This is a genomic window from Caballeronia sp. dw_19 (genome assembly GCF_018449515.1).
GTDB lineage: Bacteria > Pseudomonadota > Gammaproteobacteria > Burkholderiales > Burkholderiaceae > Caballeronia.
In genome coordinates this window covers 41,414-64,751 of the sequence record NZ_JAAVUQ010000007.1, presented here as the reverse complement: position 1 = coordinate 64,751, position 23,338 = coordinate 41,414, and the positions used below count along the sequence as shown (strand labels likewise).

Annotated in this window: 21 protein-coding genes and 1 pseudogene; 13 read left to right on the top strand and 9 right to left on the bottom strand. The window is 60.3% G+C overall.

Annotation, left to right across the window (positions count from 1 at the left end; all coding sequences use genetic code 11):
* Positions 1 to 4: 4 nt before the first annotated feature.
* A complete protein-coding gene (locus HB376_RS12165; RefSeq protein ID WP_213763922.1) occupies positions 5 to 955 on the top strand; it encodes a DmsC/YnfH family molybdoenzyme membrane anchor subunit in 951 nt (316 codons plus the stop codon).
* A gap of 1,555 nt (positions 956 to 2,510) precedes the next feature.
* Positions 2,511 to 3,053, top strand: coding sequence for a hypothetical protein (locus tag HB376_RS12160; protein WP_213763921.1), 543 nt, complete (start codon positions 2,511 to 2,513; stop codon positions 3,051 to 3,053).
* A 245-nt stretch (positions 3,054 to 3,298) separates the two neighbouring features.
* On the opposite strand, the gene HB376_RS40925 is transcribed toward HB376_RS12160, so the two are convergent.
* On the bottom strand, positions 3,299 to 3,532 hold the full coding sequence (locus HB376_RS40925; RefSeq protein WP_255631299.1) for a hypothetical protein: 234 nt from the start codon (positions 3,530 to 3,532) through the stop codon (positions 3,299 to 3,301).
* A 716-nt stretch (positions 3,533 to 4,248) separates the two neighbouring features.
* Between HB376_RS40925 and HB376_RS12155 the strand changes: the two genes are divergently transcribed.
* Positions 4,249 to 5,262, top strand: coding sequence for a lysylphosphatidylglycerol synthase transmembrane domain-containing protein (locus tag HB376_RS12155; protein WP_213763920.1), 1,014 nt, complete (start codon positions 4,249 to 4,251; stop codon positions 5,260 to 5,262).
* A gap of 28 nt (positions 5,263 to 5,290) precedes the next feature.
* Here the strand turns inward: HB376_RS12155 and HB376_RS12150 are convergent, their stop codons facing one another.
* Both HB376_RS12150 and HB376_RS12145 read right to left on the bottom strand, forming a co-directional pair.
* Entirely contained in the window at positions 5,291 to 6,061 is a 771-nt protein-coding gene (locus HB376_RS12150) for a glycosyltransferase (protein WP_213763919.1), read from the bottom strand.
* A gap of 321 nt (positions 6,062 to 6,382) precedes the next feature.
* Positions 6,383 to 6,949 (bottom strand): LysR substrate-binding domain-containing protein, encoded by a 567-nt coding sequence (locus HB376_RS12145; RefSeq protein ID WP_213763918.1) that lies wholly within the window; start codon positions 6,947 to 6,949, stop codon positions 6,383 to 6,385.
* Positions 6,950 to 6,969: 20 nt separating this feature from the next.
* Here HB376_RS12145 and HB376_RS12140 point away from each other — a divergent pair.
* Positions 6,970 to 7,138 (top strand): annotated as a pseudogene (locus tag HB376_RS12140) (MFS transporter); the annotation flags it as partial.
* Between the two features lie 13 nt (positions 7,139 to 7,151).
* Here HB376_RS12140 and HB376_RS12135 read toward each other — a convergent pair.
* The gene (locus HB376_RS12135) at positions 7,152 to 8,213 is read right to left on the bottom strand and encodes a hypothetical protein (RefSeq protein WP_213763917.1); all 1,062 of its coding nucleotides are present in this window, start codon (positions 8,211 to 8,213) and stop codon (positions 7,152 to 7,154) included.
* Between the two features lie 387 nt (positions 8,214 to 8,600).
* On the opposite strand from HB376_RS12135, the gene HB376_RS12130 reads away from it, so the two are divergent.
* Positions 8,601 to 8,954: a DUF1428 domain-containing protein gene (locus HB376_RS12130; protein ID WP_213763916.1), complete on the top strand. Its 354-nt coding sequence runs from the start codon at positions 8,601 to 8,603 to the stop codon at positions 8,952 to 8,954.
* 47 nt (positions 8,955 to 9,001) lie between these two features.
* Here HB376_RS12130 and HB376_RS12125 read toward each other — a convergent pair whose 3' ends face one another.
* Positions 9,002 to 9,940 (bottom strand): DMT family transporter, encoded by a 939-nt coding sequence (locus HB376_RS12125; RefSeq protein ID WP_213763915.1) that lies wholly within the window; start codon positions 9,938 to 9,940, stop codon positions 9,002 to 9,004.
* Positions 9,941 to 10,261: 321 nt separating this feature from the next.
* Here HB376_RS12125 and HB376_RS12120 point away from each other — a divergent pair, with 321 nt between their 5' ends.
* The 6 genes from HB376_RS12120 to denD all read left to right on the top strand — a co-directional run bounded on the left by HB376_RS12120 (position 10,262) and on the right by denD (position 15,792).
* On the top strand, positions 10,262 to 10,966 hold the full coding sequence (locus HB376_RS12120) for a FadR/GntR family transcriptional regulator (protein WP_213763914.1): 705 nt from the start codon (positions 10,262 to 10,264) through the stop codon (positions 10,964 to 10,966).
* A 24-nt stretch (positions 10,967 to 10,990) separates the two neighbouring features.
* Positions 10,991 to 11,893 (top strand): L-threonate dehydrogenase, encoded by a 903-nt coding sequence (ltnD, locus tag HB376_RS12115; protein ID WP_213763913.1) that lies wholly within the window; start codon positions 10,991 to 10,993, stop codon positions 11,891 to 11,893.
* Positions 11,893 to 13,185 carry a 3-oxo-tetronate kinase gene (otnK, locus tag HB376_RS12110; protein ID WP_213763912.1) on the top strand — a complete coding sequence of 431 codons (1,293 nt, stop codon included), beginning with the start codon at positions 11,893 to 11,895 and terminating at the stop codon, positions 13,183 to 13,185. Before ltnD ends, otnK begins: the two co-directional genes overlap by 1 nt.
* A gap of 2 nt (positions 13,186 to 13,187) precedes the next feature.
* The gene (locus HB376_RS12105; RefSeq protein WP_213763911.1) at positions 13,188 to 13,841 is read left to right on the top strand and encodes an aldolase; all 654 of its coding nucleotides are present in this window, start codon (positions 13,188 to 13,190) and stop codon (positions 13,839 to 13,841) included.
* Positions 13,842 to 14,021: 180 nt separating this feature from the next.
* Positions 14,022 to 14,819: a 2-oxo-tetronate isomerase gene (gene otnI / locus HB376_RS12100; RefSeq protein ID WP_213763910.1), complete on the top strand. Its 798-nt coding sequence runs from the start codon at positions 14,022 to 14,024 to the stop codon at positions 14,817 to 14,819.
* Positions 14,820 to 14,826: 7 nt separating this feature from the next.
* Positions 14,827 to 15,792, top strand: coding sequence for a D-erythronate dehydrogenase (gene denD, locus HB376_RS12095; RefSeq protein WP_213763909.1), 966 nt, complete (start codon positions 14,827 to 14,829; stop codon positions 15,790 to 15,792).
* Between the two features lie 47 nt (positions 15,793 to 15,839).
* Here the strand turns inward: denD and HB376_RS12090 are convergent, their stop codons facing one another.
* Together HB376_RS12090 and HB376_RS12085 are read right to left on the bottom strand one after the other, a co-directional pair.
* Complete coding sequence (locus tag HB376_RS12090; protein WP_213763908.1) at positions 15,840 to 16,532, bottom strand: response regulator; 693 nt, start codon at positions 16,530 to 16,532, stop codon at positions 15,840 to 15,842.
* Positions 16,529 to 18,301 (bottom strand): ATP-binding protein, encoded by a 1,773-nt coding sequence (locus HB376_RS12085; RefSeq protein WP_255631298.1) that lies wholly within the window; start codon positions 18,299 to 18,301, stop codon positions 16,529 to 16,531. Before HB376_RS12085 ends, HB376_RS12090 begins: the two co-directional genes overlap by 4 nt.
* A 188-nt stretch (positions 18,302 to 18,489) precedes the next feature.
* Between HB376_RS12085 and HB376_RS12080 the strand changes: the two genes are divergently transcribed.
* Complete coding sequence (locus tag HB376_RS12080; RefSeq protein WP_213763907.1) at positions 18,490 to 18,855, top strand: DUF2866 domain-containing protein; 366 nt, start codon at positions 18,490 to 18,492, stop codon at positions 18,853 to 18,855.
* Between the two features lie 1,024 nt (positions 18,856 to 19,879).
* On the top strand, positions 19,880 to 20,680 hold the full coding sequence (locus HB376_RS12075) for a response regulator transcription factor (protein ID WP_213763906.1): 801 nt from the start codon (positions 19,880 to 19,882) through the stop codon (positions 20,678 to 20,680).
* 46 nt (positions 20,681 to 20,726) lie between these two features.
* Here the strand turns inward: HB376_RS12075 and HB376_RS12070 are convergent, their stop codons facing one another.
* Positions 20,727 to 21,659 (bottom strand): glycosyltransferase family 9 protein, encoded by a 933-nt coding sequence (locus tag HB376_RS12070; RefSeq protein WP_213763905.1) that lies wholly within the window; start codon positions 21,657 to 21,659, stop codon positions 20,727 to 20,729.
* A gap of 4 nt (positions 21,660 to 21,663) precedes the next feature.
* Positions 21,664 to 22,572: a glycosyltransferase family 9 protein gene (locus HB376_RS12065; RefSeq protein WP_213763904.1), complete on the bottom strand. Its 909-nt coding sequence runs from the start codon at positions 22,570 to 22,572 to the stop codon at positions 21,664 to 21,666.
* Positions 22,573 to 23,338 lie beyond the last annotated feature (766 nt).

Here is a 23,338-nt window from a genome sequence, read left to right as displayed (position 1 = left end):
CCCAATGAACCCCGCTTTCTCAGTCGTCTTTCTCACCACGCTAAGCGGTGCGGCGCAGGGCCTGTTGATCGCGCTTGTAGGCGTGGAGATGGCGGCGCATCTTGGCCTTCTCACTGCGCCGCCAATGGCGTTCTATGTCACCGGCGCCGCCTTGTCTGTGGCGCTTGGTGGGCTTGGTCTCATCGCCTCGTTCTTCCATCTCGGGCATCCTGAACGTGCGTGGCGGGCGGTCGCGATGTGGCGGACCTCGTGGTTATCGCGTGAATGCCTCTGTCTGCCGGCGTTTCTCGCGTGCGCGTTTTTCTACGGTGTCGCGCACTGGTTCGGCTCGCCGTGGTCGCTTGCGTTGGGGGCGCTTGGCGTGCTCGCGAGTGCCGCGCTCTTTGTCTGCTCGGCCATGATCTATGCATGCCTGCGCTTTCTCCAGGAGTGGGCCACGCCGCTCACGCTGGCCAACTTCGTCCTGCTTGGTTGTGCGTCCGGGTTCACGCTGGTTACCGCTTTGAGCGCGTGGTTCGCGCCTGCACTGACCACGGGGCTTGCCGCCTGCGCGTGCGCGCTGACGCTTGCTGGTTGCGCGAGCCGGTCGGCGTCGCTCGTGCGTAATGCGCGACTGCGGCCGAAGTCCACCGTGCAGAGCGCGACCGGTATCAAGAACGCGAAGGTCGTGCAGGTATCGCGTGGTTTCACGGCTGGCGCATTCAATCTGCGCGAGTTCTTTCACGGTAAATCGGCGGGCACGCTGCGCGGGGTCAAGTGGGGATTTCTTGTGGCGGCGTTCGTGGCGCCCGTCGTGCTGATGGCGTTGGGCGCGGGCGTGCATTCGATCGGCATTTCTGTTGTCCTGCTGGCTGCGGCGTGTCTCGTGCAGTACGCCGGTCTGGTGGCGGAACGATGGTTCTTCTTCGCCGAGGCGAAGCATCCGCAGAACCTTTATTACGCGCGAGTGGGATGATGCCTGGCTTGGGTGGAGGGGCGGTCGTAGGGTGCATGATCGGCAGGTTCCGCGTTGGCGTTCGCGGAGGTTTTTGCAGGTTATTGGGGGATTGGTTTTCGTTCGCACTGGGGGATGGTCTGCTGGCGCTCGATGGGCAGGGGGCGCTGCTTTCGGTGTTAGTGGTCGGGGTTTATGGCGGGTGGTCGGTTCTTGGGGGTAGTGGGCGGGGTTGATGCTTTCGGCGTTAGCGGTCGGGGTCAATGCCGGGTTGCTGCTTTCAGTGTTAGTGGTCTGCAAGAGTCGGATTTTCTCTTTATCACTATTAGCCACTGTGCGTGGCGGCACGTCATTTCTTTGTCCAAAGCGACAAAGAAACGAAGCAAAGAAAGCGCTTTAACCGCTCTACCCTAAGTGTCCACAGCGTGCAGTTTTCATTCATAGGTGCCCCAAAAGCACGGTGCTCGCCAGAGCCACGGATGTGTGAACCCCTCTTTCTCCGAACACCGATACCCACACGCTTCGCCACCAGTGATTGAACCTGCCCAAGGACCACCCCGCGCTATCCGCGTGAACCACCCACCGAATTTTTACGCATAACGAACCATGTAGCCAACTCGCCAAGAAACAATGCTGCAGAATGAGTAAGGCCGTAACCGACGAAAATAGCTGTACAGAACGCGCAGCCAATTCAAAAAAAGGGAAGTAGTAAACACAAACACGCATGAAGCTGTGGCCTATGAATACGGTCGCACAGACCAGGTAGCTAACCTGTCAAAGAACCGCAGCCGTAAATACCCGTAAGGCCGTGCGGGTTCCTTAGCAATTGTGCTTGCCCGAGAGCGTACGGGGCGAAGCGTGTTCGTGTCAGGATTCGCGAGAAGGAGGGTTTCAAACATACTTCGCTCTGGCGAGCACCGTGCTTTTGGGGCACCTATGAATAGAAACTGCACGCTGTGGACACTTAGGGTAGCGTGGTTTAAAAGCGTTTTCTTTGCTTCGTTTCTTTGTCGCTTTGGACAAAGAAATGACGTGCCGCCACGCACAGTGGCTAATAGTGATAAAGAGAAAATCCGACTCTCGCAGACCACTAACACTGAAAGCAGCAACCCGGCATAGATCCCGACCGCTAACCCCAGAACCGACCACCCCGGCATAGACCCCGATCACCAACCCCAAAACCGCCCCCCCGGCATATTAGCCCAAACCGCTATCGGGTCGAGGAAAGGCGATCTTAGTCTCGGACTAGTGCCGTGCCGGTTGTGGCGGATCCAAATAAAAGACGAAAAAATCCCCACACACACGCGTGAAATATTGCGTAAGGCCTTGAGAAGGTCGCCTCCTTTTCGATCGGTTCGTTCGCTTAAAAACTAGGATCATCCCCTTAACGAACTCAGCCCACAGGCATGCGCCCAAGAACCGCTCTCGCATCGGCGACGGCGAACCACACCTGGCGACAGATATCGGAAACGCGAGCGATGAAACGCGAACATTTACGCGTCATCAGACATGCTTCGGGGAGTCGGCGCGCGACCGTTCGTTTCAAGGCTACTGCTCAAAAAACTTAGCCGAGCGAATGGAAGGCATCGTGTTCGATCAACGCAACTTCAACGATGGATCAACGGGGGCAGGAATGACCAAGTCAGGAAAATTGAAATCGAAACTGTTCAGCATGAGGCGTGCTGCCGGGACCGCCACGCTGGCGTTACTGCTGTTGGGCGGCGGTTTTTCCGGATCCGCTCAGGCCGCAAGCTTTCATTGCGGCAAGAAGGTCTCAAGCTCGGAAAAGCTCGTTTGCAACGATCCAGAACTATCGTCTCTCGACGACAAGCTGGCGATCTCCTACAAGCGCGCAAAAGACGTTACGCCCGACACAGCAGCCTTTGAAGACGACCGCGTCAAGCAGTGGCAGTGGCGTCAGCACAACTGCAAGGACAAGGCCTGCGTGGTCAACTGGTACAACCGTCGCATCAGCGAACTCGATGCAGACTTCGATCAGGGAACTGAAAACCAGGTCACCGTGCTTAAGGCCAGCCTTGCCGAGCAAAACCTCGCAGCGCCGGCTCAAGCCGCCGTGTTGAGGATGAAAGGCGACGCAGGTTCCTTGTCGATGCAATAGCATGCGCACGCTGCTCGTCCAATACTTCTTGTGCAGCAGACGTTGAACAGGACCTAACGAGCTGGCGGCGATCTTGAACGCGCAGAGCCTGCCTTCTGGCGGTCGATCTGGCTGGGGCCGAACCAATGATCCTTCGGTTCTGCGCCAGCCATTTCTGTACTTTCTGCATACCTCGTTCGGATGCGCAATAACGTTTTACTGAATGTCTCTGGCGCCAAGCGAAACCTGAGCGGCTGCCTCTCGGTTTATTTGGTTCGTGGTTGCTCAAACGGAGACCGTGGCAAGGGCTCGCCATCTACGAACGCTGTGGCGCTACGCACAGCAAACTCGAAGGCACAGTCACGATTGGCGAACTGTCCAAGATTGCCAAGAGAGGTCGCTTCGCCATCTTCCTCCAGGATGGAAGCGCGTGCGAGAAACGTGTTGCCTAGTCTTGTTACCGACGGTTGAATAGCCGCACCATGGTGATAAAAGACCATTGCATCTCCTTTCATTGATTGTCGAGCTTCGCTAACTCTAGCCCCACCATTCGCCGATCAAAAATATTAATTTTCCGCGCTGGGCACATAATTAAAAGCGGCAGGCCAGCACTCGGATAATCGGCACGTTCGTTCCGATCCTCACACGTGAGCATGCGCTGAACGTGGCAGTGGAGTGTTGAAGCGGGAACATAAAAACATTCGAACGGGGCACGTTGTGAAGCTACGCGGGTCAGACGACCGTTCTGTGACGCGAGGACTTCCAGGCTAATCGAAGCGCGGGGCGGCGAACGCTCGTGCGCTGTAAGCTTAACCGTCGCACGAGGCATGAATCGCAGCAGGATTCAGCGCCGTCTCACGAGGTCGCGGGCAATCCCATCCTGAACATGTTCTTATTGGCAATGCGCAGAACCCATCGGCTTGTTGCTGAAAGGCAAGCCTGCGTTTGTCGAGACGCATCGCAGCGTGTTTGACATCATTGTGCTGGAGAATGAGGGTGCGACCGCGATCGGTGTCCCGGTTATATCGAGCCGGAGATTGCGTTGAGCCGCACGCGCAGAGCTAATGACGCTGCTTTAAGGATCATCCAACCGCATGCCTATTTTCTGGTCCGCCATTTTTCAAATCGCGATGGATGATCCGATCGCGCCGTCGGCACGACATGATTCCCTGATGTTTAATTCCGATGCCCAGCCGCAATCGCTCAGGCGGCCCTTGTGACCAGCGCTCATACACGTAACGTCGCGATCCTGTTTGCTTTGCTTGGGGTCGGTCTCTCAATGGGCGTGCCTTTTATACTTGGATCCCACGCACTATTGGACGGGCTTCGAACCATCCCGGTAGAACTATTCCTGGTGCTCGCTGCCAGCGCCGCCGTGAGCGCGCTAGCGAAAGCCGGCAAGCTGCAACTCATGCAAACGACACTTGGCTTGCGCGTTCCATTCATGCGCACGTTTGCGATCACGCTCGTGACTGATTTCGCGTTCCTGGTGTCTCCGCTCGGTGCGGCGGGGTACGGGGTCAATATCGGCTTGCTGCAGCGCGCCGGGGCGTCGTGGGCGATCGCCACCACGGTTGTCGGCGCTGACCAGGCACTCGACCTGACGTTCTTCGGGGTCGCGGTTCCCATCGCGCTTTTGTTCTCGATCGGTCCGCTGGCTCATTTGCTCCCGAGGGCGAGTTTATCCACGGTTGCCCCAACCCTGGCAGGTCTCGCGATCCTGATGGGCGTTCTTTGGATGTGCCGCCGCCATGTCGCGCGTGCACTTGACGCAGCGGGGCATCTTGTCCCATGGTTCCGCGCCCGGCGATCTCTTTGGGACAAGTTTCGCCACGGCGTGCACCAGCAGTGGCGACTACTCATCACAGGGCCTCGTGACCGATTCGTCGCACTGTTGCTGCTGACCACGCTTCAGTGGCTGCTGCGCTATAGCGCGCTATGGTTCATCTTGCTGGAACTCGGGTACCGGTTGCCGCTCGGATTTGTCCTCGCGGTGCAGGCCGTGGTGTTGCATGCGGCACTCTGGACCGGCGTACCTGCAGGTGGGGGCGGTGGCGATCTGGCGCTTGCAGCCGCGTTCGCCGCCTGGGTTCCGCGAGCGTCCCTCGCGACGGCCCTGGTTCTCTGGCGATTCGCGACGCTCTATTGCCCGTTGATGCTGGGCGCCGTGGGGTTTCTCGCACTTGCGTGGCGCCGCCGTGCGGCCACGCCTGCTGCCGCTCGTGAATGACGCCTTGAAGGAATACGTCGAAGGAGCCTCAAGCCACGTTGTCGCGTGGGCCTCGGATTTTCATTCTCACGAAGAATGGCGCATGCCCGGCATGATCGACTCTTAATGAAAAGAGATGACATGTCTGTGACAGGAGCGCGAGCGGATAACTGACTTTCAACAAGTCGGCGATCATGCGCCATTCCGCGCGAACGCCCGCCCAGTAGCCGAGTTTTTCAGTCTTGCGCGCCTGCGTTACTTTCGGCCAGTGGGTGACTGCAATCGAAAGCCGGCGTTCGATGATCAGGCTGTTCATGAACACCTCGATGCCAAAACGCGGCAAGCGATGAATCTCCTTGAGCGCCTCGCTTAACAGTTCTTTCCTGACCACGCGTTCACCCGAAACGAAATCCAGGCCGATGGCGCGAAACAGCAGCAGGCTATTCTGTCGCAGGCTCAGGCTGACGTCTGCGGTGCCATTCAGAACCGGGGCGGCGAGTGCGGTGATATGTTCGCTGGCGAGTCCCTTGAGGTCTGCATCGAGCAACATGAGCAACGCGTTCCGGGCTGCGGCGATACCTACGGCCATCGCTGCGCTTTTACCGCGGTTCACGGGGCACGTAATCAGCCTGACAGAGGGGAAGCGCCTGACGATGTCGGCGGTGCCGTCGGTTGAGCCGTCATCGACCACGATAACCTCGTCCAGCAGCGGATGCACCGTTGCAACGGCCAGCACCGCGCCGATCCGCGGGGCCTCGTTAAATGCGCAAATGATGCACGAAACACGGTGGATATTGGACGATGTGGAAAGGGCAGTCATGCGAGACGGCAGATGAACGATTGGAGAGAAGCGGCGCTAAGGTGCCGCAGCGCGCCGGTGCTGAGCGCGGTTTGCGATCTGGCATCGTACCCTACGCAGCGGCAGCGCGCTCCGCTCCGCAAGCCTAGGAAATCGTGGTGAGGCGCTAACGGACGCCTTTAGCGCAGGTGTGTTGCTCCGGGCGCGGAGATACAGGATGGCTATCGCAACCCTATTCGCAGCCCAATAAACACTGCTGACCTAAGAGTATCAAGCTTGCGTTTGCGGGGACGTGATCATGTCAACCGCACGCATTCATAGGTCGATCCGCGATTAGATTATTCAGGTAGCCGCGCGCAGGGCTGCCTCTTTGACATAGTCAATAAACAAAGCAGGCCCCGGCTCCGGTTGGTCACCGCGTTTCAGCGCGAGTACGTCGGAGACAAGGCGATTGCTTTTCATCGGCCTGAAGACTACGCCCTTGTCCGGAGAACTGCGCAACGCCTGAGGAACCAGCGCGACGCCCATCGCGCGATCCACCATGGTCACAACGGTCTGCCAAAGCCGGACCTCGTGACGTATGCGCGGACTGAAGCCGGCTTCAACGCAAAGCGCGATGATCAGGTCGTGGTAATGAGGTGAGACCTGACGCGGGAAAAGGATGAAGTCGTCCCGCGACAGCTTGCGCAGATCGATGATCCTGTTCGACGCCAACCGGTGATGTTCCGGTAAGCAGCAGACAAACGGTTCAGTGACGATAGGGACCGAGACAACGCCCTCCGGCAGATCGCACCAGTAGGCGCACCCGACGTCGATCTGCATTCGCTGGATGGCGGGGACCTGTTCGTTCGTGTTCATCTCGGTCAGGACAATCTCGAGCGCCGGATGATCGGCTTCGAAGCGCTTCACTGAGCAACACTTGCGCTGAGTTGCTGTGTCTGGGAGCGAACGTCATTGGCGTGGCGGGTGCGTGGTTCGTGGTTCGTGAACACCTTCATGTTGAGCTACACCACGCAGACACTTCATTTCGACCGGGCGATGGTGCTTGGTTGTCTGTTCATTGTCGCGATCGTGCAGTTTTTCACTCAGCTCGCATCGGACTGCGCGTGACTCAATGCTTCCCGTAGATGTCGTTGTCGTTCGCGGCTATCTGCGGTTCGCGTCGGATCTTACGTTTTTCGAGTGATTGCCGATGCGCCACGATCGGAGAATCGCCCCGTTGGTTGACCTTCATGGCAGTGGCTTGGGTTGAACCCGTCTCCGTCACGGCACGTAGAAGCATGTCGCGCGCTTCGGAATTGGAGATGTCGCTCGCCAGCGCGTCGCCTGCCGATCGCAAGACGCACGGCACGTCGCCTGCCTGCTCGCAGGCCCGGGCGAGGCCCAGGGCCGAATCTCTTGCGTGTTCGCGCTGGACCAGTTCGTCGGTGATCCGCTGGACATCGGCACGTTGATCCTCACCTTGTGGAAGCATCGCCAGTTGCTGCCGAGCGGTGTTCAGCTCGCCTCGCACCATGGCTGAACGCACCGCATCGATGGTTCCCATCACATCGATCGAGGCGTGTTTTGCGGTGACCGGGACATTGATGCTGCCCGACTGACCGGCAACAGCCAAGCCGCTCTCAGCGAGCGGCCCGGTCCCGGGCTTCGCTTCCTGGTTGTCGTGGTTGTCATGCGCGGACCCGCTATACAGGTACGAAGCGCCTGCAATCAATGCAGTCAGGGCTATGACGGCGGCCCCGGCAAATTTGACGCGCCGGTGCGACGAGCTTTGTGAGGCGAAAGTAGAAGTTTCCGGTTCAGACACGCTCGGATAGGGCGAATCCACCGGGGTCCGCTTTTCGTCGTTCCGGTCGGGCAATACCGCTTTCGGCATGGCTTCAGGCGAGGGTGACTCGGCTGCACTTGCGGCCGCGGGTTTCGTTTTGCATCGCGGACACACCGCATCACGCGATGCCAGCAGGTTGCCGCATACGGGACAATCGCTGGCGGTTTCTTGGGTACGCACGTTTAACTCGGTCATCAAAAGGCTTGGAAAAGCATTATGCAGGTCATGGTGTTTTCTTAGCTGCGCGGGTGCAGATCGATGTTGAAGCGATCGCCCCAGATTGAGCTTGCCTCGCAGCGATTGGGAATACAGGGTCGTACCGTAATGGCTTGCCTGCGACTCCACGCCTATTTTCGCTCTAAAGCGTTACTTTAACGCGGCACGTCCGCTTCATCGGCTAGCGAATTCGCTGTTTCGAACGGGGTTTGACCATTCCTGACGTTTCCTGTCTGCGATACGTTGTTCGGCGCGCGCAGCGATGTTGTGTATGCCGCGCGTGCCGTCACGCTCGACCAGCCGATTCTGAGCAAACGGCATCCGGGAAAGCATACGCCACCGGATCTTGGAACACGTACCTCCCCGACGTTTCAGAAAATAGTGGGCGAGCCATGTCGATTCCCTAACGCGCTGCACGTCGTGTGGATAGAGCGGTGACCTGGCGTTGCAATGCGATCTGATCGAACAATGTCCCTATTCACCCCTCAATTATTCACAACGAAACGGAGAGCGTTCATGACTTACGTAGATGGATTTGTCGTCGCGGTGCCAACGACGAATCGCGAGACATACAGGAAACATGCTGAACTGGCGGCGGCGGTCTTCAAGGAGAACGGCGCGTTGAATGTAGTCGAGTGCTGGGGTGATGACGTGCCGGAAGGGAAGCTGACGTCGTTTCCAATGGCGGTCAAACGCAAGGACGACGAGACGGTGGTGTTCTCATGGATCGTCTGGCCGTCGCGTCAGGTGAGGGATGAAGGAATGAAAGCCGTGATGGCCGACCCTCGGTTGCAGCCCGACACCAATGCGATGCCTTTCGACGGCAAGCGCATGATCTACGGCGGTTTCGAGGTGATCGTGAACGCGTGAGTACCCTCCGGGCGACGCGGTTGCCAGGAAACCCCCACCGCCCGCGCTTACTTCACCGGAGCCTCGCGTCGCGCACCCATGCCTGGAAGCCGCTTGATTACACCCGTAGCCAGGGCTGTCCCCACAAGAATAGTGGCACACGCCTTGATCATTCCAGGCGATACGTGTTCCGAGAGAAACAGCGCGCCCCACAGGATGCCGAAGATCGGGATAACGAACGTAACGCTGATCGTACGCGCGGGGCCGGTTGCCGCGATGAGCCGGAAGAACAGCATATAAGCGATACCAGTACACGCTACGCCGAGCGCGATGACCGCTCCCCAGGACTGCGTCGAGATGGGCGTGGCCGGCCACCAGAACACGGCGAACGGCAGCAGCACGACGGTCGCGGCCGTCATCGTGCCGGCGGCGACGGCGAGCGAATCCACACCCGTGAGGTGGCGCTTGGTGTAGCTCGCCGCGATCCCATACAGCAGCGTGGCGCCGAGCGCAGCGGCCGCGGCAAGTGCGGTGGTTGCCGGCGTCACGCTCGCCGCTGCACTTGTTCCCACGTCCATTTGATTCCAGACCAGCGCGACCACGCCGGCGAAACCAATCACGAGCCCGGCGATGCGTAGCCCGCTCAGCCGATCCTTCAGCCACAGGAACGCAACGATCGCGCCCCACAGCGGCGTTGTCGCGTTGATCACCGACGTCACGCCCGCTGACAGCGTGAGTTCCGCGTAAGCGAACAGGCAGAACGGCGCGGCCGAGTTCAGAATGCCAACCACAAACAGCGGCCATGCATGGGTACGCAGTAGCTGAAAAGAGCCGCTCGCGGACCTGCGCGTGACCAGCACGATCAGCAGGAACAACGCGCCGATACCCACCCGCAGCGCCATTAGTGGCGCGACGCCAAAGTCGGTGACGCCGACGCGGATAAAAAGGAACGACCCGCCCCATAACGCGGCGAGGATAAGCAACTGGACGATGTTTATAGGATTCATTTTAGGGCGTCGAGCGCAGTGGAGTCGCGACGCGGAGCCATCGTATAGGCGCCGCAGCGCGAGATGCTTCAGTCCGGCGTGAAATGACAAATGAGGACAATTGAGCAACCGTCTTGGTTCGCTGTATGGCTGCCATCGTAGGCTGTGGTCATGCGACCTCCAAACGAACAATTCTCACGCGTATGTGAGAAAGATTACGATCGGCCCACACGGCGAGGTGTATCGGCTAACGCCACAGCGCGTCCTCAGGGTTATCTCTAGTGCCTCAATAAGTGTGGAAATTTGTATGATGACCACATCACCCAACAAATCCGAGGCCGCATGTTCGACAAGATTCCTGCGCAAGCCTTGAGCGACACGGTCGCGCAGCAAATTCAGTTGCAAATCGAAAAGGGCAGCTTCGTAAAAAGCGGCAAGTTGCCCACCGAGGCCGTGCTCGCGCAGGAGTTCGGGGTGAGCCGCACGGTGATTCGCGAGGCGATTTCGCGGCTAAAGAACGAAGGTATGGTCGAGCCGCGCCAGGGCAGCGGCGTGTTTATCGTCGAGCGGGCGGGGATCAGGCCCCTGCGGATCGATTACGCGCAAGCGGTCGAACCCGGCGCGGTCGTGCAGATTCTGGCGCTGCGCCGGGCGATCGAAGCAGAGGTCGCATCAGAGGCAGCCATGCGCCGGACCGACGCGCAAATGGACGTGATCGAAGCGAAGCTGGCGCAGATCGATGTCGCCGTCGCGCAAGGCGAGGACGGCGTGACTGAAGACGTCGAGTTTCATCGGGCGATTGCCAGTGCCACCGGCAACCCGTATTTCCTGACCACGCTTGCATTCCTGAACCAGTATCTCGAGGCCGGCACGCTCGTTACTCGCCGCAATGAATCGCTGCGAGAAGACTTTTCGCGGCAGGTCCGCGAGGAACACGCGCGGATCGCGGCTGCCATTCGCGCAGGCGACCCCATGGCTGCGCGCAATGCCGCGCAGACCCACCTTTACAACGCCGCCCGCCGCCTCGCGGAAGCCGGCATTTGCTGACCAGTTGATTGGAAGGATAACGAAATGTCCAGAAACGTGGGAGTGATCGGCTTGGGTGCAATGGGCCTGGGCGTCGCGCGTTCGTTGTTGCGCGCGGGCTTCAAGGTTCATGCTTGCGACGTGCGTACGCAAGTGCTCGATGCGTTCGCGGGCGAGGGCGGCGTTGCCTGCGCTACGCCGGCTGAGTTGGGCGGGCAGTGCGACGTCGTGGTGACCGTTGTCGTCAATGCGGCGCAAACGGAGACCGTGCTGTTCGGCTCAGAGACTCAACCCGGCGCTGTTTCCACGATGAAACCAGGCGGTGTCGTTCTGGCCTGCGCGACGGTATCTCCCGCGTTTGCCATCGAACTCGGCAAGCGCGTGGAAGCGGCTGGCCTGCATATGCTCGATGCGCCGCTATCCGGTGGCGCGGCACGCGCCGCATCCGGCGAAATGACGATGATGACCTCCGGCCCCGCGTCCGCCTATGAAGCCTGCGAGGACGTGCTCGAAGCGATTGCAGGCAAGGTGTATCGGCTAGGCGATGAGCATGGCGCGGGCTCGAAGGTGAAGATCATCAACCAGCTTCTGGCGGGCGTGCATATTGCCGCGGCGGCCGAGGCGATGGCGCTTGGGCTTCGCGAAGGCGTGGACCCGGACGCGCTCTACGACGTCATCACGCATAGCGCGGGTAACTCGTGGATGTTCGAGAATCGCGTCCCGCACATTCTTGCAGGAGACTACACGCCGTTGTCAGCCGTCGATATCTTCGTGAAGGATCTGGGCCTCGTACTCGATACCGCGCGCGCATCGAAGTTTCCGCTGCCGTTGTCGGCCGCGGCGCACCAGATGTTCATGATGGCGTCGACGGCCGGACACGGTGGCGAAGACGACTCGGCGGTGATCAAGATTTTCCCGGGCATCGACGTACCGAAGGGGGCCAAATAATGACCAAAGCACTGCTTGGCTGCATTGCCGACGACTTCACCGGCGCAACCGATCTCGCCAACATGCTCGTGCGCGGCGGCATGCGCGCGGTGCAGACCATCGGCGTGCCGGCATCGGACGCATCGGACGCATCGGACACGAAGATTGAAGCGGACGCGCTGATCGTCGCGTTGAAATCGCGCACCATCCCCGCGGAAGAAGCGGTCGCGCAATCGCTGGCGGCGCTCGAATGGCTGCGCGCACAAGGCTGCCGTCAGTTCCTGTTCAAGTACTGCTCGACCTTCGACTCCACCGATAAAGGCAACATCGGCCCGGTCGCCGATGCACTGCTCGACGCGCTGGGCGAGGACTTCACAGTCGCGTGTCCCGCGTTTCCGGAGAACGGCCGCACGATCTTTCGAGGCAACCTGTTCGTGGGTGATGTGCTGCTGAATGAGTCGGGCATGCAGAACCATCCGCTCACGCCCATGACCGATCCTAACCTTATGCGTGTGCTGCAACGCCAGACGAAATCGAAGGTCGGATTGATCGCTTACGACGTGATCGCGAAAGGGCCACAATCCGTGCGCGACAGGATCGCGGTGTTGCGCAATGATGGCGTGCGTATGGCTATTGCAGACGCAATCTCGGATGCCGATCTCTACGTGCTCGGTGAAGCGTGCGCGGATCTGAAACTGATTACAGGCGGCTCAGGTATCGCGCTCGGCTTGCCGAAGAATTTCCGCTCGGCGAACTTGCTGACTGAAGCGGGCCATGCATCGGATCTGCCCAGGATCGAAGGTAAATCGGTCGTGCTAGCGGGCAGCGCGTCGAAGGCGACCAACGAGCAGGTGGCGGAGTGGCGGGCGACGAAGCCGAGCTTTCGTATCGATCCGCTAGCGCTTTCGCGCGGCGAACCGGTGGTTGAACAGGCCATGGAATTCGCGGCGAAACATGCCGATGAAGCCGTGCTGATCTACGCCACATCCACGCCCGACGAAGTCAAGGTCGTGCAGAAGGAACTAGGCGTCGAGAAAGCCGGGCATCTGGTCGAACAAGCGTTGGCATCGATTGCAAGCGGGCTTCGCGATGCAGGCGTGCGGAAGTTTGTTGTTGCGGGCGGCGAGACCTCCGGCGCGGTCGTGCAGGCGCTTGGCGTGAAGTCGCTGCGGATTGGCGCACAGATCGATCCCGGCGTGCCGGCGACGCAGTCTATCGGCGAAGAACCGCTGGCGCTCGCATTGAAGTCGGGCAATTTCGGCACGAAGGATTTCTTCGTGAAGGCGCTGAAGTCTCTCGATGGAGCCGCGTGACCATGTCGACGAACGAGAACCGCATTCGCGAGGAAATCTGCGAGACGGGCGCGAGTCTTTATGAGCGCCGTTATACCGTTGGCACGGCCGGGAACATCAGCGCACGGCTCGACGACGGCTGGCTGATCACGCCGACCGATGCCTGCCTCGGCCGCCTTGATCCGGCCGATATCGCCAAGGTCGATGCAGCGGGTAATCACGTGTCAGGCGGTAAGCCATCGAAGACGCTGGCGCTGCATCGAAGGATCTACGAGAGCAATAGCAACGCGCACGGTATTGTCCATACGCACTCCACGCATCTGGTCGCTTTGACGCTTGCCGGTATCTGGCGCCGCGACGACGTCTTGCCGCCAATCACCCCGTACTTCGTGATGAAGGTCGGCCATGTGCCCTTGATCGCTTACCGGCGTCCGGGCGACCCCATTGTCGCTGAACAAGTCGCGGCGCTGGCGTCGAAGGTGCGTGCCGTACTGCTGGAAAGGCTGGGGCCTGTGGTCTGGGAAAAATCGGTCAGCCATGCGTCGTACGCGCTGGAAGAGCTTGAGGAAACCGCACGGCTTTGGCTGCTCGCGCGCTCGACCAACGCACCGCCTCCTGAGCCGCTCGACGAGCCCGCCATCGAAGATCTGCGCAAGACCTTCAACGTGCGCTGGTAGTGCCTACGGCCCCCAGGTCGATCCGCAATCTGGCGGGCTTTGCGAGCTCTTACATGATGGTTACCTGAGGGATCTGACGCACAGCATGTTGACGGGCATGCTTGTAATCGTTGATATCTCAACATGGCTCGTGCCTGCCCAAGCTCATGAATCGCTGAACTCATTTTAGGAGTCGATGTTATGCCCCGTTTCGCCGCCAACCTCACGATGATGTACACCGAGCACGCGTTCCTCGACCGTTTCGCCGCTGCAGCGAAGGACGGATTCAAGGCCGTGGAGTTCCTGTTCCCCTATGATTTCGCCGCAGCCGACATCAAGGCACGGCTCGACGAACATGGCCTCACGCAGGCATTGTTCAACGCACCGCCGGGCGACTGGGCGGCGGGCGAGCGCGGGATCGCTTCGCTGCCGGGGCGCGAGGAAGAGTTCGCGCGTGCACTCGATAAAGCGCTGGAATATACCGCCATACTCGGCAACAAGACCCTGCATGTAATGGCGGGGCTGATCACGCCGGAACAGTCGCGTGAAAAACATCGTGCGGTGTATCTGAAGAGCCTCGAACTGGCGGCGAACGCCGCACGCGCAGCCGGTATCACGGTCGTTATCGAACCGATCAATACCCGTGACATCCCCGGCTTTTTCCTCAACCGCCAGGACGACGCGCAAGCGATCTGCGAGGCGATCGGCGCGCCGAACCTCAAGGTGCAATTTGATTGTTACCACTGCCAGATCGTGGAGGGCGACCTCGCGGTCAAACTCCGGCGCGACATGAAACGCGCACATGCGGGCATCGGACATATCCAGGTTGCAGGTGTACCGGAGCGGCATGAACCGGACATGGGCGAATTGAATTATCCGTACCTGTTCGACCTGATCGATTCGCTCGATTATGACGGCTGGATTGGCTGTGAATACAGGCCGAAAGCGGCGACGTCCGACGGGCTCGGCTGGATCAAACCTTATCTGCAACGTGCTTGAGGGCGACATGAACATTCTCATTACCGGCGGTGCTGGTTTTCTCGGACAACGGCTCGCGCGCCGTCTTCTCGAACGCGGCACGCTGATGGGTAAGCCGATCACCGGGCTCACGCTGCTGGACGTCGTGCGTCCGCCGGATCTAGGCGACCAGCGCGTGCGAGCCGAAACTGGCGATATTGCGGATCGCAGCGTGCTGGAACGGTGCATCGGCGTGGACACTCACGCGATCTTCCATCTTGCCGCTATCGTGAGCGGCCAGGCGGAAGCGGATTTCGAACTGGGTATGCGCATTAATCTGGATGCATCGCGCCTGCTGCTCGATGTGTGCCGCGCGCTTGGACACGCGCCGCGGGTGTTGTTCACCAGTTCGGTCGCGGTGTATGGCGGCACGCTGCCTGAGGTCGTACGCGACGATACCGCACTGAATCCTAAGTCATCCTATGGGACGCAGAAGGCGATCGCGGAGTTGCTGCTGTGCGATTACTCGCGACGCGGTTTTGTCGATGGCCGCGTGCTGCGCCTGCCGACCATCAGCGTGCGTCCGGGACGGCCGAATGCAGCGGCATCGTCATTTGCCAGCGGCATCATTCGCGAGCCGCTGAATGGCGAACGAGCAGTGTGTCCAGTGAGAGGCGATGTGCGTTTGTGGCTGCTGTCACCGAAGCGGGCCATTGAATCGCTGATCGCTGGTTGCGAGCTTGAGCAGGCCGAGCTCGGCACGTGGCCGGTCGTCAACATGCCGGGACTCTCGGTCAGCGTGACGGAAATGGTCGATGCACTGAAGGAAGTGGCGGGAGAACAGGTGGCCGCGCTGATCGACTGGCAACCGGATCCGAAGATCGAAAAGATTGTCGGGAGCTGGCCGGGCGCCTGGGACACGGAGCGAGGCGAAAGGCTGGGGCTGGCGGCCGATCGCAATTTCAGCGACGTCATTCGCGCCTTCATTGAAGAGAGCAAATCCGCTGGTGCTTGAATGCTTACGACGCATACCGGGTCGGAGCGGGCGTTGAACAGCGCCCGCTAAAGTTCGAGCCGATACCCCACGCCGTATACCGAAACAATCGGTTCGCTGTCAGGACGCACGACTTGCAGTTTGCGGCGCAGGTTCTTGATGTGACTGTCGATGGTGCGGTCGGTCACGACCCGATGATCGTCGTAAAGCTGGTTGAGCAGGTAATCACGCGGGAAGATCCTGCCCGGCGATTTCATCAGCAATGCCAGCATGCGCAGTTCAACCGGCGTGAGCTTGAGCTCCTCGCCGTCGAGCCGTGCGGTATGAAATTGCTGGTCCACCTCAAGGCCCGTTGCAACGGGTGCGGCTGTCGCCGCGGGCGGCGCCGCACGTCTCAGGATGGCCTTCACTCGCGCAACGACCTCGCGTGGACTGAAGGGTTTGCAGACATAGTCATCGGCGCCAATTTCGAGGCCGCGCAGACGATCGGCCTCATCCACGCGCGCCGTCAGGATGATCACCGGGAGCGTCGAGAACTGCCGCACCTCACGGCATATATCCATGCCGTTGCGCCCGGGCAGCATCAGGTCGAGCAGCATCAACGAGGGTGGGGTGGTTCGAATGAACGGGATCACTTCGGCGCCGTCGCTGATCGATGTTGTTTCGAATCCTTCGATATGCAGATAGTCCGCCATGACCGCCGCCAGCTTCGGCTCATCCTCGACGATCAGGATTCGAACGCCGCGTCGCTCGGTACTCATGCCACGCCTCCTTCGGGTTCAAAATGCGCGGTGATCCAGACGCCGCCAAGCGGTGATGGCCGGGCAATCGTGGTCCCGCCGTGGGCGGTCACGATGGCGCGGCACAGTGCCAGACCGAGGCCCGCGCCACCGCTTTGGCGACTACGCGATTCATCGACTCGATATAAACGTTCGAACAAATGCGGCAACGCTTCGGCGGGTACGCCCGGCAGAGAGTCCTGGATATCGAGTTGCCAGCCGCGAGGGCCGACCGTCACCGAGACGCACGCGCTTCCGCCCGGGTCGGTATAACGCAACGAATTGAGCAGCAGGTTTTTAAGCAACTGCACAAAGCGCGCAGGGTCGACCTGAAAGATCATGCCGGCCGCGCCATTTGCCGATTCTTGCGCCGACGGCTCCGGCAGCGTCAGGCTCAATGCGATTTGCTTGGCCCTGAATGATTCCCGCATCGCTTCGACCGATGCGTGCACCAACTGTCCGATGTCAGCCGGCACCTTCCGGTAGCTCAACGCACCGACATCGCTCAGCGACAACTCGTACAGGTCTTCGATCAATTTGTTCAGCATCGCGACTTCGGTTTGCAGCGAGGCCAGCGAATGGCGATCAAACGCATGTACGCCGTCCTCGATCGCTTCCAGTTCGCCGCGCAATACCGCCAGGGGCGTGCGTAACTCGTGCGAGATATCGGCGATGAAATCCCGGCGCGAGCGTTCCGCGCGCTGCAGCGAATCCGCGAGCACATTGAAGTCGCCCGCGAGCCGGTCCAGTTCATCCCGGCGCCCGGCGGCAACACGCGTGGTGTAGTCGCCGCCTGCCAGCCGGTGCGTCGCGATCATCAGGCGCTTGACCGGCGCCAGCACGATCCGCGCAAGCAGCATGGCAACCAGTGCAGCCACGATCACGGCCACGCCGGCGATTTCCCAGGTCGCACGGGCCTGCTGGGCCTGGAACGCGATATCGGCGGCATCGGAGAGCGTATTGGGCGCGTTGGCCGCGACCCAGCCGACTATCTTGCCGTTGTAGACCACTGGCTTGAGGGCGTCGTCGGGCGGCGGCTCCGAGTCAGTCGTGGCGACCAGGTCATGGTTGGCGTCGTAGAGCGTGGCGGGTTGGGGAGCGCCGCGTCCTCCGCGACCCATCAGGGGGCGCGGCGGGCGTTCGTAGGACGGTTCGTCGAATGGCACGTCCCGTCCGGCGCTGCGGTCGCGGCTTGCCGCCACGCCCGAGTCGGCGAACGCGGGGACAGGCAGGCGCATGCCCCAGTGCGAACCTTCTTCGTTGCCCGAGAGCGGCCCGAGCATTTGCTGCACGCTGGCGCTGCCTGGGAAGGTGCGCCAGCTTGGAAGTTTGTTCGTTTGCGCCTCGACCATTTCCTGCCTGAGGGCCTGATCATGTGCGGCGTCGAGCAGCGTTATCCATTCTTCGGGATGCTGACGCAGGAAATTCCAACTGCCGTGGGCGGCGTATTCGGCCGTCACCTTCGCCATGACGGCGTTGAGCCGCCCGGCGTCGCGCGCGCGGACGTAATGCAGGAAGCCGTTCTCGAAACTCAGGCGCAGCGCGTATCCCATGGTGAGGGAAATTGTCAGGCAGGCGATCAGCACCGCGAGGAACATCTTCCACGTAATGCCGAAGCGAATCTTGCCTGCCCGCGCGCGGGAGCGGGTTCCAAGTGCTTTCAAAATGTTACGCGAGCTGCGGCGTGGTGTTGGGCGGGTGATGGAGCCTGCCGTCGTGCCGAGTGGTTCGCTATGTGTTTCGCTGTGCATTCGCGGATTCTAGTGGAAACAGGGAAGCTGACTCACGTTCGTGCGACGTTCCCGCGCAACCTCCACGATTTCTCCTTCTTTTGTTCATTGTCAGTGCGTGATGCCTGACTAGTATTCGATCCTGTCAATGGGGTCATTCGAACCGATTCCCTCAGTTGCCGATTCATTGTCGATTCTGGAGAGAACACATGCAAACCGCTTCGAGCGTTCAGCGTACCTCGTCGAAGGTATTTGGGCGCATCGCGTCGCCGTCTCGTGATGATGGTTACCGGCCGGTGGTGAAGGCACCGGAGGCCGCCTCCGCGAGCGCTGCGCAACCGGTCATCAAGCTGCGTGGTGCACGGGTGTCGGAGACGCTGCCGCTGGCGTGGGGCGAATGCTGCAGGATTGTGGAATGGGTCAATCGCGAAGGGCAATACTCGTGTATGGCGGTGCCGGGCGACGCGTCGGAGGATGAAATTCGTCGGCGTATGCGTTCGCACAGGAACGGACAGCAGTACCTCGTGATGGATGATCGGGAGTTGCCGGTGCGGGTGGTATTGCCGAGGGGGTAGGGGGGGCAGGGGTGGGGTGGTCGGTGCCGGGGTTAGTGGTCGGGGTCGATGCCGGGTTGGTGCTTTCGGCGGTAGTGGTCTGCGAGAGTCGGATTTTCTCTTTATCACTATTAGCCACTGTGCGTGGCGGCACGTCATTTCTTTGTCCAAAGCGACAAAGAAACGAAGCAAAGAAAGCGCTTTTAAACCACGCTACCCTAAGTGTCCACAGCGTGCAGTTTCTATTCATAGGTGCCCCAAAAGCACGGTGCTCGCCAGAGCGAAGGATGTGTGAACCCCTCCTTCTCGCGAATCCCGACACGAACACGCTTCGCCCCGTACGCTCTCGGGCAAGCACAATTGCTAAGGAACCCATACGGTCTTACAGGTATTTACGGCTGCGGCTTTTTGACAGGTTAGGTACCTGGTCTGTGCGACCGTATTCGTCCGCCACAGTTTCATGCGTGTTTGTGTTTACTGCTTCAGTTTTTGTGAATTGGCTGCGCGTTCTGTACAGCTATTTTCGTCGGTTACGGCCTTACGCATTGTGCCGCATTGTTTCTTGCCGGGTTGGCTACATGGTTCGTTATGCGTAAAAATTCGGTGGGTGGTTCACGCGGATAGCGCGGGGTGCTCCTTGGGCAGGTTCAATCACTGGTGGCGAAGCGTGTGGGTATCGGTGTTCGGAGAAGGAGGGGTTCACACATCCGTGGCTCTGGCGAGCACCGTGCTTTTGGGGCACCTATGAATCAAAACTGCACGCTGTGGACACTTAGGGTAGAGCGGTTAAAGCGCTTTCTTTGCTTCGTTTCTTTGTCGCTTTGGACAAAGAAATGACGTGCCGCCACGCACAGTGGCTAATAGTGATAAAGAGAAAATCCAACTCTCGCAGACCACTAACACTGAAAGCACCAACCCGGCATTGACCCCGACCACTAACCCCAGAACCGACCACCCCGGCATCAACCCCGACCACTAACCCCTACAACCTACACCCGGGCACTCACCCCGCCCCGACCCCCTCCCGCCGCTGAGCAACACACAAATGAAAACACGCATCTTTTTTGTCGAGACAAATCCGTCGATCCACGGCAACCTTCGCGATGCCCTGGAAAGCCGCTACATCGACGTCCATACGCTCACCAGCGGCAGCACGCTAATCCAGCGCATGGAGCACGACGCCCCGGCGCTGATCGTTCTGCGCGACGGCTTGCCCGACATGCGAGCGTCAGCCGTCCTGCGAGCTCTGCAACAGGCGGGCCACGACACGCCCGTGATCGTGATCGGCGACTCGGTGAGCACGATCGACTCGGTGGAACTGATCGTATGCCTTGAACTGGGCGCCGATGATTACGTAAGGATGCCTTGCAATCCACGCGAACTGCTGTCGCGAGTCGAGAACGTGCTGCGCCGCGCACCGCGTAAATCCAAGACGCCAGCGAATGCCACAGGACAGTGCAACATCGGCGATTTTGTCTTCGATTTCCGGGCCCGCATTCTGACCCGCCACGGCGTGCCCGTTGCCCTCCATTCGAGCACGTTCGCGTTGCTGCGCCTCTTCGCGGAACACCCGCTCGAGGTGCTGTCCCGACGCACCATCGCCGACAAATTGCGCGGCGCCGGCGAAGGGCATTGCGACCGTTCGCTGGACGTGCTGGTCTGCCGGTTGCGACGGATTGTCGAACCCGACCCGTCGACGCCTCGCCTGATCCAGACCATCCGCGGGCGCGGTTATGTCTTCACCCCGTCCGGGATGAGCGCCGCTCCCATGGATCGCGACGAACTCGATGTCATGCCGCCGGAGCCACCGTGGAAGCAACTCTCTGCGGTGAGCCGCTACGCTTAGACACTGCGTTGTCCACTTCCTCTAACCACTCCCCCAACCACTCCCTCTAGCCGTGCGTGCGCGCTGCCTGCCGGGTCAGCCGCGCGAATGCCGCCAGCACGCGGTTGCACGTCAGCGTTTGCCGCCATAGCTTCTCTTTCAGATACGCGCTCGGCACCCACTGCCACGGCAACACCACATCGACCACACCCCACGCGGGCCGCCACCGCTCGGCTACCCGCCGACGCCGGAACAGGCTCAGGCTCGGAATGCCGAGATTCGACGCGAGATGGCCGATGCCCGAGTCGTTGCCGATAAACCATCCCGACTCGTACATGCAGCAAGCAAGCTCGTGCAGGTTCTCAAAATGGGGCACCGGAATATCCAGCGTCGCGAGATCGCGCCAGCGTTCGCGCTCATGCGGCGCGATCACGAACTGCACGTCATAACCGCGCTTGCGCAGGCGCTGAGCGAGCCTCACGAAGCGGTGCGAGAACCAGCGTTTGTCCTCGGTGCTGGCCTCGGGATGAATCATCACGCGCTTGCCGTTCCTGCGATGCTCGAGGCTCGCAGGCGCTGTAATCCCGTTATCCAGCACCGGTGCATTCAACGCCAGATCGTCCCGGCAGAAGTCAGCGAAGCGCTGCGCCATGCAGCCCGGGCGGTCGCCGAACTCGACGTCATGCAGCGTGATCACGTGAGGATGGACATCGACAAGATCGCGCAGCGGCTGGTTCCATTGCATCTGAAAGACCGTGTCGTACTGAGCGAACGCAGTGGCGAGGTTGTCCTGCGGCAGCGCAAGGATAGTGACGCCGGGAAACCAGTTCCGAAGCGCATGGGCGGGCGTGCCGTACACGGTGACATCGATACCGTTGTCGATCAGGTTCCTGACGATCACCATCGATACCAGCGTGTCGCCTATCGCGTTGGACGTGACGAACGCGACCCGCCCGAAGGGGCCAAGCGGAAGTGACGAGGGACGGGTGGGGTTGGTCATGCGTTCATGCGTTGGCAGTGAGTGCACGCAGCCGGTCGAATGCATTCGACACCTTGTTGACCGACAGCATGTATTTCCAGTAACGCTCCTTGAGCCGTCCGGTCGGCAGATACGCGCTGCCGATCAGCACCTGGCCCACGCCCCAGCCCGGACGCCATGTGCGAGCGGTGCCGCGGCGCATGAAAAGCGATAGCGTGGGGATCTGGAGGCTCGACGCAAGATGACCCACACCCGAATCATTGCCGATGAACCAGCCGCACTCGTAGAGCCACGCGGCGACCTGATCGAGCGGTCCGAGATCGGCGAGCGTAAGCCCGAGTTGTTCAATATGGGTCCAGTGCGCGCGTTCCTCGGGCGCCACGACGAATTGCGGGTCAAAGCCGCTGTCCCGCAGCTTGATCGCAAGCCCGATGAAGCGTGACGCCAGCCAGCATTTATCGGTCGTGCTCGCCATGGGATGGATCGCGACGCGCAGTGAGCGCTGGCGATGCGTAAGACCAGGCACAGGCGTGATGCCGTTGCCCTTGTCGACGAGGGCGAGGCGCAGTCCATCCCGGCAGAAGCGGGTCAGGCGTTCGGCCATGGACTCCGTCGAATTGGCGCTGCACAGATGGGCCAGGACGATGACTCTGGGGTGCAACTGATCGAGGTTCACAAACGGCTTGTTGGCGTGGAGCTGGATCACGGTGTCGAAGCGGGCCAGTTTCCCCGCGCAGTCGTCCGGTTTCAGTTCGGGTTCAATATCCACGCCGGGAAACCAGCTCCGCATGTTATTGATTTGCTGGCCGAACACCGTGACCGACACGCCGTTCAATCCGAGATTGCGTGCCACGGTCATCATCAGCAGCGAGTCGCCGAGCGCCGATGAGAGGATCAATGCCACACTCGATAGTGGCTGGATTGCGTACGGCATACATGCTTCCGGCGAGGCGCTCCGCTGTCGGGGGAGCGCTTTCCGCTCAGGATGGATCCCGGAGCCGGAGGCAGTCTAAGATCACACTCCATTACGTGGGTTACGGCACAACTTACCAATACTTTAGGAAGCGGGATGTGTCGCGGCAAAAAACACCCGTGGCGCGCGCATTGTCCCGGATCGATGGCGAGTCGGATCATGCGATATCCACGTGACCGCCGTATGTCTATCGTCGTTTCGATCGTGGCTGCTGTCGCCTGCTGGGGGGGCGTGCGGACCGAAGGCGTGCACGCTTTCCGCGTCAGAACGACCAGGAGCCTGCGGCTTGGTCGGCTCACAAAATGGCCGTAACCGGATGGACCCACGCGACCGGTTGCCGATGCCCGCGCATGATTCCATACACCGGCACTCGCCTGAGTCGAGATAGCACCAGCGGCAGCGGCAAATAATGCCGCTGCCGCGCAAACGTTAAAAGCCTTCGAATGCAATAGTTGCTGAGACAAACCATTGAACAGACGCATCGCCTGTTAAAACGGCCGGCTCCGTCGTGACCGATGCGTTCCGGCAACCCGATCCGGGAAAACCTTTGCAGAAACCGGTTGATTGACCGGCGTTACGAACTATATTTAAGGGAATAAAAAAACACGGCCATGCAGGCGATAGGGTTAATTACGGTCGAACTATCGCCCCAACGCAAACCGGAGAGACGAGCGAACAGACAGCCGATGGCGACAATCCGTTGATCGCCGCGCCCGCCTTGTTCGCC

Coding starts and splice junctions, on each gene's coding strand:
- HB376_RS12165 (WP_213763922.1), top strand. CDS start 5: ATGAACCCCGCTTTCTCAGTCGTCTTTCTCACCACGCTAAGCGGTGCG.
- HB376_RS12160 (WP_213763921.1), top strand. CDS start 2,511: ATGGAAGGCATCGTGTTCGATCAACGCAACTTCAACGATGGATCAACG.
- HB376_RS40925 (WP_255631299.1), bottom strand. CDS start 3,532: ATGGTCTTTTATCACCATGGTGCGGCTATTCAACCGTCGGTAACAAGA.
- HB376_RS12150 (WP_213763919.1), bottom strand. CDS start 6,061: ATGACTGCCCTTTCCACATCGTCCAATATCCACCGTGTTTCGTGCATC.
- HB376_RS12130 (WP_213763916.1), top strand. CDS start 8,601: ATGACTTACGTAGATGGATTTGTCGTCGCGGTGCCAACGACGAATCGC.
- HB376_RS12125 (WP_213763915.1), bottom strand. CDS start 9,940: ATGAATCCTATAAACATCGTCCAGTTGCTTATCCTCGCCGCGTTATGG.
- HB376_RS12120 (WP_213763914.1), top strand. CDS start 10,262: ATGTTCGACAAGATTCCTGCGCAAGCCTTGAGCGACACGGTCGCGCAG.
- ltnD (WP_213763913.1), top strand. CDS start 10,991: ATGTCCAGAAACGTGGGAGTGATCGGCTTGGGTGCAATGGGCCTGGGC.
- otnK (WP_213763912.1), top strand. CDS start 11,893: ATGACCAAAGCACTGCTTGGCTGCATTGCCGACGACTTCACCGGCGCA.
- HB376_RS12105 (WP_213763911.1), top strand. CDS start 13,188: ATGTCGACGAACGAGAACCGCATTCGCGAGGAAATCTGCGAGACGGGC.
- otnI (WP_213763910.1), top strand. CDS start 14,022: ATGCCCCGTTTCGCCGCCAACCTCACGATGATGTACACCGAGCACGCG.
- denD (WP_213763909.1), top strand. CDS start 14,827: ATGAACATTCTCATTACCGGCGGTGCTGGTTTTCTCGGACAACGGCTC.
- HB376_RS12090 (WP_213763908.1), bottom strand. CDS start 16,532: ATGAGTACCGAGCGACGCGGCGTTCGAATCCTGATCGTCGAGGATGAG.
- HB376_RS12085 (WP_255631298.1), bottom strand. CDS start 18,301: ATGCACAGCGAAACACATAGCGAACCACTCGGCACGACGGCAGGCTCC.
- HB376_RS12080 (WP_213763907.1), top strand. CDS start 18,490: ATGCAAACCGCTTCGAGCGTTCAGCGTACCTCGTCGAAGGTATTTGGG.
- HB376_RS12075 (WP_213763906.1), top strand. CDS start 19,880: ATGAAAACACGCATCTTTTTTGTCGAGACAAATCCGTCGATCCACGGC.
- HB376_RS12070 (WP_213763905.1), bottom strand. CDS start 21,659: ATGACCAACCCCACCCGTCCCTCGTCACTTCCGCTTGGCCCCTTCGGG.
- HB376_RS12065 (WP_213763904.1), bottom strand. CDS start 22,572: ATGCCGTACGCAATCCAGCCACTATCGAGTGTGGCATTGATCCTCTCA.